Raw genomic sequence first — 13649 nt, forward strand, 5'->3', positions numbered from 1 at the left:
ACGAAATATTCGGAGCAATTCATGAAGATTCTGGTCACCGGCGCAAGCGGCTTCATTGGCGGACGCTTTGCGCGTTTCGCCCTGGAGCAGGGCCTGGACGTGCGGGTCAACGGTCGCCGGGCCGAGAGCGTCGAGCATCTGGTGCGCCGTGGCGCCGAGTTCATTCAGGGCGACTTGAGTGATCCGCAACTGGCGCGCGACCTGTGTTCAGACGTTGAAGCCGTGGTGCATTGCGCCGGTGCGGTGGGTTTGTGGGGGCGGTATCAGGACTTTTATCAAGGCAACGTCGAAGTCACCGAGAATGTAGTCGAAGCCTGTCTGAAACAGCGGGTTCGGCGCCTGGTGCACTTGTCGTCACCGTCGATCTACTTCGATGGCCGCGATCATTTGGGGTTGACCGAAGATCAGGTGCCCAAGCGCTTCAAGCATCCCTATGCGGCGACCAAATACCTGGCCGAGCAAAAAGTCTTCGGTGCGCAGGAATTCGGCCTCGAAACCCTGGCCCTGCGTCCGCGTTTCGTGACGGGCGCCGGCGATATGAGTATTTTCCCGAGATTGCTGAAAATGCAGCGCAAAGGGCGGTTGGCGATTATCGGCAATGGCCTGAACAAGGTCGATTTCACCAGCGTGCAAAACCTCAATGAAGCGTTGCTCAGCAGCTTGCTGGCCAGCGGTTCGGCCTTGGGCAAGGCCTACAACATCAGCAACGGAGCGCCGGTTCCGTTGTGGGATGTGGTCAATTACGTGATGCGCCAAATGGATGTCCCACAGGTTACCCGTTACCGTTCCTACGGTTTGGCCTACAGCCTTGCCGCGCTCAACGAGGGCGTGTGCAAGCTGTGGCCTGGGCGTCCCGAGCCGACCCTGTCGCGGCTGGGCATGCAGGTCATGAACAAAAACTTCACCCTGGACATCAGTCGCGCACGGCATTATCTGGACTACGATCCGAAAGTCAGCCTCTGGACCGCCCTCGATGAATTCTGCGGCTGGTGGAAGGCTCAGGACATTCGCTGACACACAAGGGCGGCCCGTTACTGAACCGAGTTCGGGGTTCAGGGTCAACCAGTGCGGCAGCGGGGGGTTATACTTCGCCGCATCAAGCCATCACCGCGTTCCACAAAGGTTGACCCTAATGCCCATGCGTAACGATGCCAACGACGACTTCGACGATGTCCCGAGCCTGCGCGCCGACAGCCTCGATGACGATGATTTTCCGACTACCGCTCGCACTTCCGTGCATTCGCGCACCACACCGGTGGTCAAGGTCAAAGGCCCGAGCACTGGCCCTCTGTGGGCATTGGTCGGCGCGTTGTTCTTTGCCTTTGCGGGCCTTGCCTGGTGGAGTTTTCAGCAGATCTCCCTGATGGAGCAGCAACTGGTGGCGACCCAGGAAAGTTTCGCGCGCATCAGTGAGGAAGCGGCGGGGCGCTTGCAGGACATTTCCGGCAAGGTCGTGGCCAGCCAGTCCAACGTCAACACCGGCAGTGAAGCGTTGAAGCTGCAAATCAAACAGCTGGAAGGCAAACTCCAGGACCAGAGCAAACAGCTGGAAAGCAAGCTTCAGGACCAGAGCAAACAGCAGCAAGGCGTACTCGGCCAGACCTCCGAGCTGGACAAGCGCCTGGCGCAAATGACCGCGCAAGCCACCGAACAACAAACCGCCAATGCTCAGTTGCAGGCCCAGGTCAAAGCCTTGAGCGGCGAACTGGCCGCGTTGAAGAATGCGTCGGACGATACCAGCAACTTCGACGCCCAACTCAAGAGCCTGGGCGCTGACATCGTCGCGCTGAAGAAACAAGGCAACCCGAGCGCCGCTATCGAGCGCCTGGAGCAAGACATGATCGTGCTCAAAAGCCAACAGGACAACCGCCCGGCCGGCGCACAAGGTGGGACCAACACCGCCGAGTTCGACGCCTTCCGCGGCCAGGTCACCCGCAACATCAACACCCTGCAGGCGCAGATTCAGAATCTGCAGCAACAGCTGCGCACCCGGCCTCAATAGCCCGATGTAGGGATGGAGGTGTGGTTGATCGTTCCCACGCTCTGCGTGTGAATGCAGCCCGGGACGCTCTGCGTCCCATTGGAACGCGGAGCGTCCCTTGAGGCGTTCCCACGCAGAGCGTGGGAACGATCGGTCGGAGGGGTTAGCGAACCGTGTCCTCCCGCCCCCGCAACACCCTGTTCGGCATGGCAATCGCCGCCGCCAGCCCCAGCAGCGACACCGCCGCGCTGACCATCAGCAAATGCCGGAAGGTCAGCAGCAGCTCAGCGCGCAGGGCGTTTTGTGCATCCCCCGGTGCGGCGTTCAAACCATCGAGCAAGACATTCCCCGAACGGCCCTCGGCAATCAGCGACGACCCCGCCAGGTGCGCGAAACTCGAATCCTGTAACAACGCCAGCAGCAGCGCCGACATCAACGCCACGCCCACTGCACCGCCCAGAGAGCGGAACAGATTGGTGGTGCTGGTGGCAACGCCGATGTCCCGTTGTTCCACCGAGTTTTGCGTGCCCACCAACGAAGTCGGGAACTGCATGCCGCTGGCGATGCCGCTGAGCAACATGAACAGGCTGCTCAGCACAAACGCCTGAGGCTCACTGAACGCCATGCCGAGAATCGAGAACGGCATGAGCAGGGCGCCGGTCAGGATCATCGGTTTGTAACGACCGGTCACCGAGGTCTGGCGTCCGGCGAAATACGCGCCTATCGGTAAGCCCATGGCCAGCGGCAACAGATGCAACGCGGCGCTGTCGGCCCCGGCGCCGGTGACGCTCTGGAAGCGCAACGGCATCAGCACGATCAGGGAAATCGCCTGGAAACTGGTGAAAAAAATCGTGCACCAGCAAAGGATCGCACTGCGGTTGGCGAACAAATGCATCGGCAGCAACGGTTCCCGCGCCCGCCGTTCATGCGAGACGAACACGGCCAGCACCACCACTGCACAACCGAGCAAACCCGACACTTCGGTGCTGCGCCACGAATAGCCCTGGCCAACCTGAGTAATGCCTAGCAGTAACGCCGTCAGGCCAATGATCATCAGCAATGTGCCGAAGTAGTCGATGATCGGCTTGCGCTGCGGCACGGGCAAACCCACCAGCGTGCGGTGGGCCACCAGCCAGGCACCCAGGCCCAATGGCAGGTTGATCAGGAATACCCCGCGCCAGGACAGGTATTCGGTCATGTAGCCACCGAGAACCGGGCCGGCCACGCTGGCCACCGCGTACATGCTGCTGAAGTAACCCTGATAGCGACCGCGTTCGCGGGGTGGAACGATATCGCCGATGATTGCCTGGCTCACCGAAATCATCCCGCCGGCGCCAATGCCCTGGAGGATCCGCGCCAGCACCAATTGCTCCATGCTTTGCGCCATGCCGCAGAACAATGACGCGAGGGTGAACACGCCCATGCCGAACAGCATCAATTTGCGGCGCCCATACAGATCGCCGAGTTTGCCGTAGATCGGCACCGCTACGGTCATCGCCACCATGTACCCGGAAATCACCCAGGCCAGCAGGCTGACATCCTTGAATTGCGCGGAAATGGCCGGCATCGATACGGCGACGATGGTCTGGTCCAGCGCGCCCAGAAAGATCGCCAGCATCAGGGCAATAAGAACGCTGCGAATAGCCGGTTTGGGCGTTTCAGGCTGGTTGAGATTAGTCACGGGTAAAACCTGCGGGCAGTAATGGACCCGCAGCAGGCAAGGCGAGCGGGATGCTCGCCAGTGTAGATCGGTAGGAGGCTATTCGATAGCCTCGTATGGAAGCCCGACGTAATTTTCGGCAATGGTTTTTCGACCCGCCTCGGAGTCCAGGAAATAGGCCAGCTCCGATTCGCTGATGCGCTGGCTGAACGCGTCGTGCTCATCGAAGCGATGCAACATCGAGGTCATCCACCAGGAAAACCGCTCGGCTTTCCACACCCGCCTCAAGCAGACCTCGGAATACTTCTCCAGCAAATCCATACGGCCTTCGCGGTAAACCTTCAGCAGAATATTGAACAACGTACTGACGTCGCTGGCGGCCAGGTTCAAACCCTTGGCACCGGTGGGCGGGACGATGTGCGCGGCGTCGCCGACCAGGAACATCCGCCCGTACTGCATCGGCTCAACCACGAAACTGCGCAGCGGCGCGATGCTTTTTTCGATCGACGGGCCGGTCACCAGAGAGGCGGCGAGGGCAGTCGGCAGACGGGATTTGAGTTCATCCCAGAAGCGCTGATCGGACCAGTCTTCGACTTTGTCCTGTGCCGGAACCTGAAGGTAATAACGGGTGCGTGTCGGCGAACGCATGCTGCACAGCGCAAAACCCCGTTCATGCCGTGCATAAACCAACTCCTCATGCACTGGCGGCGTGTCGGCGAGAATCCCCAGCCAGCCGAACGGATAAACCCGCTCGAACACTTTCAGGCAGTCGGCAGGGATCGACTGCCGCGCCACGCCATGGAAACCGTCGCAACCGGCGATGTAGTCACAATCGAGTCGATACGTTTCACCGTCCTTGTCGAAGGTGACAAAGGGTTCAGCGGTTTTCATGCCGTGGGGGATGACGTTGCCGGCTTCATAAATCGTCTGCGCGCCTGCGTCCCGACGGGCGGCCATCAGGTCGCGGGTGACCTCAGTCTGGCCATAGATTGTTACGGTTTTGCCGCCAGTGAGCGCCTGCAGATCGATATGCACCCGGCGCCCGTCGAGGGCCAGTTCGAAGCCTGTATGGACCAGCCCTTCGGCGTCCATGCGCTGCCCCACCCCGGCCTGACGCAACAGCTCTACCATGCCTTGTTCGAGGACACCGGCGCGGATGCGTCCGAGCACGTAGTCCGGGGGCTGGCGTTCGAGGATCAGGGTGTCGATGCCGGCGTTATGCAGCAATTGGCCGAGTAGCAAACCAGAGGGGCCGGCACCGATGATCGCGACTTGGGTTTTTAGCGTTTTCATTGTTTTTATGACTCGCAAGCTCCACGCGACCAAGGCCGGTGAATGATTTTTATGGATCGAGTACTTGCATTTTTCACTTGCGAGTCTGTCAATTGAAGGGGAAAACTGAGCCGATACCTGTACATTCTGCCAATCGGTGCGATTATCGCCCGTTACCCTCGAGGCCTGGATTGAAGTGATGAACAAGCCTGACCTGCCATCGATTCCGGTGTTCAAACTCTACGGTGAAAGCCTGGACTGGCCGACCCCTGACTTGTTGCACTGTGAAACCATTTCCAAGCGCAGCCGCGAACATCAATGGGAAATCAAACCCCACCGCCACGCCGATTTGTGTCAGTTGCTCTTCGTCTTCAAAGGTCAGGCGGAGCTTGAGATCGAAGGTAAACGCTCACGATTGACTGAGCCGGCCATCCTGATTCTGCCGCCGTTATCGGTGCATGGTTATCGGTTTTCCGAGGACGTCGAAGGGTTCGTCGTCACGCTGGCCGCGCCGCTGATCACCCACCTGCAAGCGCAACTGGGCCATTCGGTGAACGCTCTGGCACAGACCGAAAGCTACCCGGCGGGCAAGGACAGCGAGTACCTCAACAGCCTGTTTTCAGCGCTGCAAAGCGAGTACACAGGTCATCAACCGGCGCGGGAAATGCTCATGCATTCGCTGGTCAGCGTGATCATGGTGTGGGTCAGCCGTCAGGTGATTCAGCGCCAAACCGCCACTCAGCGCCCACAGCGGGCCCGGGAATACCTCAACGGTTTTATTCAGCTGGTGGAGGAGACCTATCGCCAGCACGTCAAGGTCGAGGACCTGGCTCATCGGCTGGGAATTTCCGTGTCCCACCTCAACGGCACGTGCCGTGAACTGGCGGGGCAACCGGCGTTGCAGATCATGCATGAGCGTCAATTGCTGGAGGCCAAGCGCTTGCTGACCTACACCAGCATGACCATTTATGAAATGTCTGACGTGTTGGGGTTTTCCGATCCGACCAACTTCACACGCCTGTTCCGACGCCGAGTGGGGATTTCGCCCAAAGCTTTTCGCGACCGCTTGAAAGCCGATCAGGACCATGCCGATCAGGATAGCAAGGCCTGAACCCCTAATGCTTTAAATCGGACATGTAGGAAAGCGCGCTTTGAACCCCTTCATTACCGGAGGGCGTTGAGGGTCGCGTTGTGGGGCATACAGCGCTCGAAGTTGCAGCTCGCGAATTCACGGGGAACTTGTCGCAACTGCTCGACACGCCAGGCGGCCGTGCCATACAGCGCCAGCGTCGCCGCGCAAGTGATGAAAATGGCGAGGTATCTTCTTGTTTTGATGTTCATGGCGTTGACCTCTGAACGAATACCTTTCGGTACTGCTTTGAGCATAGGTCAGCGCGGACGAGTTGCCAGCAAGTCCGGTTTCGCGGTTAACGCGATATTCAGAACACTGATATCCCTGTAGGAGCTGGCTTGCCAGCGAAGGCATGGTCACATTTTGCATATGTGCTGACTGACCCATCGCTTTCGCTGGCAAGCCAGCTCCTACAGGGGGATGTGTTTACAGGCCTACATCCCACTCCGGTTCTTCAGGAAATCTGAGCACCAGAAAATCCAGCATGCTGCGCAACGCCGCCGGCATGTGTTTGCGTGAGGCATACACCGCGTAGACGTTCATCTGCCGGGGCTCGGCCTGGGGCAGCAGACGAATCAGTTCACCGCTGTGGATATGCACACCCGCCTGATAGCTGGGCAGCATCGCCACGCCGGCTCCGGCCATCGTCGCGCGTAACAGCGTGCTGGCTTCGTTGGCGCTGATGTTGCCCTGCACCGGCACCGAGACGGGCTCGCCGCCCTGTTCGAAGTGCCAGAGGCTTTTGCCGAAGTAGGAGTGGGTCAGGCAATTGTGCAGGCTCAGGTCCTCGACCCGTTGCGGCGTCGGGTGTTCGCGCAGGTAAGCGGGGGCGGCGCAGATCACTGAGCGGCAGACCGTCAGCCTTCGGGCGATCAGGTTCGGGTCCAGGTCGTTGCTGGTGCGGATGGCCAGGTCGATGCGTTCATCCACCAGATTCACCGTGCGGTCGAGCATTTGCATATCGATGCTGACGCCGGGGTAACGCTTGACGTAAGCCGCCATGGCATCCGCCAGTTGCGCCTGACCGAACGAGGTGCTGACGCTGATCCGCAGCAGGCCTCGCGGTGCGTCGTCCGGTTCACTGACGGCGGCCTGCATGTCGGTGGACAAATCGAGCATCTGCCGACAGCGAGGCAGAATCTCACTGCCGGCGGCGGTCAGGCTCAATTTGCGCGTGGTGCGGTGCATCAGGCGCGCGCCGACCCAATCTTCCAGCTCCGCCAGATAGCGTGAAACCACCGGCCGCGACAGGTCCAGGTGATCGGCGGCGGCCGATTGGCTACCGAGGTCGACCACCGTGACGAACACCCGCATTGCTTGTAGACGATCCATGATTTGCCCGCTTTCAGAAACAAACTATGTTCAAGCATCGCATTTTTTGTATCGAACCAGGCAACTAAGCTCTGTCCCATCGCCAAGCATGGCATTCGGACAACGGAGCAACAGATGATCGGCTTCACTTCAATCAAACGCATTCTTCTGGCAACCGCCACCCTCGGCTTCGCGGCCCACGCCGCGGCGGCGTCCACCCTGACGCTGGACGTCTACAACCCTGGCACCAATGCGATCTTCCCGGTGACCTCGGTGCTGGTCAGCGGCGAGAAAGAAGCGATTCTGGTCGACGCGCAATTCGGCAAAGCCCAGGCCGAACAAGTGGTGGAAAAAATCCACGCCAGCGGCAAGCAACTGACCACCATCTACATCAGCCACGGTGACCCGGATTATTACTTCGGTCTTGATACCGTGACCAAAGCGTTCCCGAAAGCCAAGGTGCTGGCCTCGCAACCGACGGTTGATCACATCAAAAAAACCGTCGACGGCAAACTGGCATTCTGGGGCCCGAAAATGGGCGCCGACGTGCCGAACAAAACCATCGTGCCGCAGGTGCTCAAGGGCGACAGCCTGATGCTGGAAGGGCAGAAATTGCAGGTGATCGGCCTGGACGGCAAGCAGCCGGATCGCAGCTTTGTGTGGATCCCGTCGATCAAGGCAGTGGTCGGTGGCGTGGTGGTCGCGGAAAACATTCACGTGTGGATGGCCGACACCCAGACACCGCAATCCCATGCCGATTGGCTGACGACATTGCAAGCGATCGAAGCGCTGAAACCGAACACCATCGTGCCGGGTCACTACCTCGGTGAGAGCGCTCGCTCTTTGGCGGCGGTGAAGTTCACTGCCGATTACATCAAGGCTTTCGACGAAGAAACCGCCAAGGCGAAAGACGCTGCCGAACTGATCGGCGCAATGAAAAAACACTACCCGACCCTGGGCGAAGAAAGTTCGCTCGAGCTGAGCGCCAAAGTCGCCAAGGGCGAGATGAAGTGGTGATCTGCTGAGATTTTGTGGCGAGGGGGGACGACGAAAGTCCTGTAGGAGCGAGGCTTGCCCGCGAAGAACGATGACGCGTAATACCTGAAAAAACCGCGGTGCATTCTTCGCGGGCAAGCCTCGCTCCTACAGGTTCTGCGTCTAAATTGCCCCCTCGCCACAAAAAGCCCCATGTCACACCTATACCGATTCACCCAAGCCAACTGGAGAAACGTCATGAGCAAAATTGCAATCATCGGTGCCACCGGTCGTGCCGGTAGCCAGCTGTTGGAAGAAGCCCTGCGTCGCGGTCACAGCGTCACCGCCATCGCCCGCGACACCTCGAAAATCGGCCAGCGTGCTGGTGTGGTCAGCAAGAATGTGGACGTGCTCGACGCTGCTGCATTGCAAGCCGCCGTGGCCGGGCATGATGCGGTGATCAGCGCTGCGCACTTCTCCACCATCCCCGCCAGCGCGGTCATCGAGCCGATGAAGAAGGCCGGGGTCAAACGTCTGCTGGTAGTGGGCGGTGCCGGTTCGCTGTTGCTGCCGAATGGCTCTCGTGTAATCGACAGCGAAGGCTTCCCGGAGGAGTACAAGGCCGAGGCCAGCGCCGGAGCCGCGTTCCTGAATACCTTGCGTCAGGAAAAGGAGCTGGACTGGACCTTCCTGTCGCCGTCGGCGGAGTTCGTCGAAGGTGAGCGCACGAGCACGTTTCGAATCGGCAAGGATGATTTGCTGGTGAGTGCAGAGGGCCGCAGCTGGATTACCTTTGCTGACTTCGCGATTGCGCTGCTTGATGAAGTGGAAACGCCGAAGCATTCCCGCCAGCGGTTTACTGTCGGGTATTGATCCCCGCCACACCGCACGCCAGCGTTGATCGTTCCCACGCTCTGCGTGGGAATGCCTCAACGGACGCTCCGCGTTCGGCTCTCGATGGGACGCGGAGCGTCCCGGGCGGCATTCCCACGCGAAGCGTGGGAACGATCTATGAGCATCTCTTAGCGGCTTTGCGCCTGCTCCACCAACCACCCCATCAATTCGCGCAACTTCGGCGAAGGTTCCGGTTTCTCGGGGAACACCAGGTAATACGCCAACCCGGTTTTCACCTTCAAGTCAAAGGGCATGACCAGCCGTCCGGCACTCAGGTCATCGCCGATCAACGACCAATCGCCAATCGCCACGCCCGTCCCCTGGGACGCCATCGACATCGCCAGGTCCAGGGTTTCGAAATGCTGACCTTTGCCGACATTGCTCAGCCGAATATCCGCAGCCTTCAGCCAGGCGTTCCAGTCTCGTTCATCGCGGGTGGGGTGCAGCAGCAAGTGCTGTTGCAGATCGGCCGGTGTCTGCAAAGCCATCGGCCCTTCAAGCATCGGTCGGGAACACACCGGCGTCAGTTGCTCATCGAACAGATGCCGGGAGGCCAGTGAATTGTCCGGCGGCGCGCCATACATCACCGCCGCATCGAACTGCTCGCGATGAAAGTCCACGCCGTGTTTCACCGTGGTGGTCAATTGCACTGGCACATCCGGGCGTTCCTTTTGCCACTGCAACAGGCGCGGCAACAGCCAGCGCATCACGCAGGTCGGTGCTTTCAGTTGCAGGGTTTCGCGCCTCTCGCCGATCTGCTCCACCGCCTCGTCGATCAGGCCGAAAATCTGCTGCACCCGTGGCAGCCATTCCCGTCCTTCGGCGGTCAGGCTCAAGCCCCGCGCCTGACGAATGAACAGCTCATACCCCAGATGATCTTCCAGCCCGGCGATCTGCCGACTCACCGCGCCTTGGGTGATGTGCAGTTGTTCGGCGGCCCGGGTGAAGTTGCAGCACTGCGCGGTGATCAGAAAAGTGTGCAGCGCCGGCAGGGGAGGCAATCGTTTCATTGGGATCCAAGGTATGACGTGAGGACATGGCTAGTATGACTTTTTATCCATTGTTGCGGCTACGTGTCGCCCGTTCCAATGAGGCCATCCCTGGACCTGCCAACCCATCATAAACACTGCGCAGGCCCGGCGTCTCAAACGAACAAAAAGGGCAAAGACATGGCGACGTGCGGCGAAGTATTGGTCAAGTTACTCGAAGGTTACGGGGTCGAGCAGGTGTTCGGCATTCCCGGGGTTCACACCGTGGAGCTGTATCGCGGGCTGGCCCGTTCGAGCATCAACCACGTCACTCCGCGTCACGAACAGGGCGCCGGTTTCATGGCTGACGGTTACGCTCGCACCAGGGGCAAACCGGGCGTGTGCTTCATCATCACCGGCCCTGGCATGACCAACATCACCACCGCCATGGGCCAGGCTTACGCCGACTCGATCCCGATGCTGGTGATTTCCAGCGTGCAATCGCGCAGCCAATTGGGCGGCGGTCGCGGCAAGCTGCATGAGTTGCCGAACCAAAGCGCGCTGGTCGGCGGTGTGGCGGCGTTCTCCCACACCTTGATGTCGGCGGCTGAATTGCCGGGCGTATTGGCTCGCGCCTTCGCGCTGTTCCAGGCTGGCCGTCCGCGTCCGGTACACATCGAAATTCCGTTGGACGTACTCGTCGAAGAGGCCGATGACTTGCTCGCCAGCGTGCCGGTGAACATCGACCGCGCCGGTGCTGCGCCAAGCGCGATCAGCCGCATGACCGACTTGCTGGCCGGTGCCAAGCGCCCATTGATTCTCGCCGGTGGCGGCGCCATCGATGCCGCGGCTGAATTGACTGAACTGGCGGAACTGCTTGATGCGCCGGTAGCGTTGACCATCAATGCCAAGGGCATGCTCGAATCCAGTCACCCGCTGCTGATCGGTTCGACCCAGAGCCTGGTCGCGACCCGTGCGCTGGTCGCCGAGGCCGATGTCGTATTGGCCATCGGCACCGAACTGGCCGAAACCGACTACGACGTCACCTTCGCCGGCGGCTTCGACATTCCCGGCGTGCTGCTGCGTGTGGACATCGACCCGGACCAGACCGTGCGTAATTACCCGCCGAAAGTCGCGTTGGTCGCCGACTCGCGCAACGCCGCTCAGGCCTTGCTGAGTGCGTTGTCCCACAAGTCGCTGGTCGAGCGCCGCAACGATTGGGGCCAGGTGCGTGCCGCGCGTTTGCGCGAGGAACTGGCCGCGACCTGGGACGCCCCGACGCTGGCCCAGACCCGCTTCCTGGAAACCATTTTGTATGAATTGCCAAACGCGGTGTTCGTTGGCGATTCGACCCAACCGGTGTACACCGGCAACCTCACGTTCAACCCGGAACGCCCGCGCCGCTGGTTCAACTCGTCCACCGGTTACGGCACCCTCGGTTACGCCTTGCCGGCGGCGATTGGTGCCTGGCTCGGTGGCAGCGTTGAAGGCGGTGCACGCCCTCCGGTGGTGTGCCTGATCGGCGACGGTGGTCTGCAGTTCACCCTGCCGGAACTGGCCAGTGCGGTAGAAGCTCGCACGCCAGTGATCGTGCTGCTGTGGAATAACCAGGGCTACGAAGAGATCAAGAAATACATGGTCAACCGCGACATCGAGCCGGTGGGCGTGGACATTTACACCCCGGACTTCATTGGTGTGGCCAAGGCTCTGGGCTGCGCGGCCGAGGCGGTTAGCGGTGTCGAAGAACTGCGCAGTGCATTGCGTCTAGCCACCGATCGCCAGGGTCCGACCCTGATTGAAGTCGATCAGACTCAGTGGATGAAGGCGGTGTCGAAATGAGTTCTTCTACGACGTTCCCGACCACGCTTGATGGCCTGTACATCGACGGCCAATGGTCTGCTGGCAACGAACATTTGCGCGTGATCAACCCAGCGACGGAAGCGATGCTGACAACTGTTAATGGCGGCGATGAACACGCTGTCGATCAGTCCGTCACGGCGGCGACCAACGCTTTCAAAGAATGGTCGAAAACCACCGGTGCCGAACGCGGGGCGATCCTGCGCAGAATCGCCGCTGGCGTACAGGCCGGTCGCGAACAGTTGATGAAGTTGCAGTCGAGTAACAACGGCAAACCGCTGTTTGAAGCGGCCATTGATGTCGACGATGTAATCGCCACGTTCGAATATTACGCCGATCTGGCCGAAGGCCTGGACGCGAAACAGGACAGCGCCGTGGCGTTGCCGAGCGACGATTTCAGCGCCCGGTTGCGCCGCGAGCCATGCGGTGTGGTGGGGCTGATCGTGCCGTGGAATTTCCCGATGGTCACCACCGCCTGGAAACTCGCTCCGGCCCTGGCCGCCGGTTGCTGCGTGGTGCTTAAACCGTCTGAAGTGACACCGCTGCCGGAGCTGGAACTGGCGACGATCATCGCCGAGGCTGGTCTGCCAAACGGTGTGTTCAATCTGGTCTGCGGTACTGGCTTGGCTGTCGGCGCACCGCTGTCGGCTGACCCACGCATCGCCAAGATTTCCTTCACCGGCAGCAACGCGGTGGGCGTGCAGGTGATGCAGCGGGCAGCGGAAACCGTGAAGGGTGTGAGCCTGGAACTGGGCGGTAAATCCTCGCTGCTGGTGCTCGCCGATGCCGACATCGAGCTGGCCGTGGAAGTGGCCTGTGGCGGCGGCTTCTTCAACGCCGGGCAGATGTGTTCCGCCACCAGCCGCGTGCTGGTAGCCGATGAGCTGGCGGATGAATTCGTAGCGCGATTGAAGGCGCGCGCCGAAGCCATTCACGTGGCCGACCCGTTCGACCCGAACGTGGAAATGGGCGCCCTGGTCAATCAGGCGCAATACCAACGCGTGCTGGGCCACATCGATCGTGGTTTGAGCGCTGGGGCGAAGCTGATCTGCGGCGGTAATCGCCCGGCAGACCTGCCACGCGGCTATTTTTTGCAGCCGACCATTTTCATCGACGTGCCCCTCGACAGTGCGCTGTGGTGCGAAGAGATTTTCGGCCCGGTGATCTGCGTACGTAGTTTCACCTCTGAAGCCGAGGCAATTGCCTTGGCCAACGACAGCCAATTTGGCTTGGTCGCCAGCGTGGTCACGCGCGACGCCGAAGCGGCCGATCGGGTCGCCAACGCTTTGCAGGCGGGGCTTGTGTGGATCAACGCGCCGCAAGTGATCTTCCCGCAGACCGCCTGGGGTGGCTACAAACAGAGCAGCATCGGCCGTGAACTGGGGCCGTGGGGCTTGCAGGCTTTCCAGGAAATAAAACACGTGATTCGGGCCGTCTGACAGCACGAAAAAGGTGAGCGCATGCCTCGCGATGAGGCATGCACCAGCGTCATGGCTTCAATGAGTTTTTATCGATAGTCAGGTGTTTTGCACGACCTCAGGATGAACCCGCTGGCATCGCCAAGGCCCATTGAAACCGGGGGCTTGAAGCGGATCTGGC

At 60.4% G+C, this 13649-nt stretch carries 12 protein-coding genes; 7 read left to right on the top strand and 5 right to left on the bottom strand.

Annotated elements, in window-relative coordinates; genetic code table 11:
* Positions 1-21 precede the first annotated feature (21 nt).
* A complete protein-coding gene (locus CKW20_RS01665; RefSeq protein ID WP_095051378.1) occupies positions 22-1014 on the top strand; it encodes an NAD(P)-dependent oxidoreductase in 993 nt (330 codons plus the stop codon).
* Between the two features lie 118 nt (positions 1015-1132).
* Complete coding sequence (locus CKW20_RS01670) at positions 1133-2002, top strand: ATPase (RefSeq protein WP_176466842.1); 870 nt, start codon at positions 1133-1135, stop codon at positions 2000-2002.
* Between the two features lie 142 nt (positions 2003-2144).
* On the opposite strand, the gene CKW20_RS01675 is transcribed toward CKW20_RS01670, so the two are convergent.
* Complete coding sequence (locus CKW20_RS01675; protein ID WP_095051379.1) at positions 2145-3662, bottom strand: MDR family MFS transporter; 1518 nt, start codon at positions 3660-3662, stop codon at positions 2145-2147.
* A gap of 78 nt (positions 3663-3740) precedes the next feature.
* Positions 3741-4934, bottom strand: coding sequence for a 4-hydroxybenzoate 3-monooxygenase (pobA, locus tag CKW20_RS01680; protein WP_095051380.1), 1194 nt, complete (start codon positions 4932-4934; stop codon positions 3741-3743).
* 178 nt (positions 4935-5112) lie between these two features.
* Between pobA and CKW20_RS01685 the strand changes: the two genes are divergently transcribed.
* On the top strand, positions 5113-6024 hold the full coding sequence (locus CKW20_RS01685; RefSeq protein ID WP_095051381.1) for a helix-turn-helix domain-containing protein: 912 nt from the start codon (positions 5113-5115) through the stop codon (positions 6022-6024).
* Positions 6025-6077: 53 nt separating this feature from the next.
* Here CKW20_RS01685 and CKW20_RS29475 read toward each other — a convergent pair whose 3' ends face one another.
* Both CKW20_RS29475 and CKW20_RS01695 read right to left on the bottom strand, forming a co-directional pair.
* Complete coding sequence (locus CKW20_RS29475) at positions 6078-6254, bottom strand: hypothetical protein (protein ID WP_176466843.1); 177 nt, start codon at positions 6252-6254, stop codon at positions 6078-6080.
* 217 nt (positions 6255-6471) lie between these two features.
* On the bottom strand, positions 6472-7377 hold the full coding sequence (locus CKW20_RS01695) for a LysR family transcriptional regulator (RefSeq protein ID WP_218227986.1): 906 nt from the start codon (positions 7375-7377) through the stop codon (positions 6472-6474).
* A gap of 114 nt (positions 7378-7491) precedes the next feature.
* Here CKW20_RS01695 and CKW20_RS01700 point away from each other — a divergent pair, with 114 nt between their 5' ends.
* Positions 7492-8373, top strand: coding sequence for an MBL fold metallo-hydrolase (locus CKW20_RS01700; RefSeq protein ID WP_095051384.1), 882 nt, complete (start codon positions 7492-7494; stop codon positions 8371-8373).
* A gap of 216 nt (positions 8374-8589) precedes the next feature.
* Positions 8590-9204, top strand: a complete 615-nt coding sequence (locus tag CKW20_RS01705; protein WP_095051385.1) for an NAD(P)-dependent oxidoreductase — start codon at positions 8590-8592, stop codon at positions 9202-9204.
* 149 nt (positions 9205-9353) lie between these two features.
* Here CKW20_RS01705 and CKW20_RS01710 read toward each other — a convergent pair whose 3' ends face one another.
* Positions 9354-10235: a LysR substrate-binding domain-containing protein gene (locus CKW20_RS01710; protein ID WP_095051386.1), complete on the bottom strand. Its 882-nt coding sequence runs from the start codon at positions 10233-10235 to the stop codon at positions 9354-9356.
* 159 nt (positions 10236-10394) lie between these two features.
* On the opposite strand from CKW20_RS01710, the gene CKW20_RS01715 reads away from it, so the two are divergent.
* Positions 10395-12032, top strand: a complete 1638-nt coding sequence (locus CKW20_RS01715) for a 5-guanidino-2-oxopentanoate decarboxylase (RefSeq protein WP_095051387.1) — start codon at positions 10395-10397, stop codon at positions 12030-12032.
* A complete protein-coding gene (locus CKW20_RS01720) occupies positions 12029-13489 on the top strand; it encodes an aldehyde dehydrogenase family protein (RefSeq protein ID WP_095051388.1) in 1461 nt (486 codons plus the stop codon). Before CKW20_RS01715 ends, CKW20_RS01720 begins: the two co-directional genes overlap by 4 nt.
* Positions 13490-13649 lie beyond the last annotated feature (160 nt).

It is taken from the genome of Pseudomonas sp. Irchel s3b2 (assembly GCF_900187445.1).
Taxonomy (GTDB): Bacteria; Pseudomonadota; Gammaproteobacteria; order Pseudomonadales; family Pseudomonadaceae; genus Aquipseudomonas.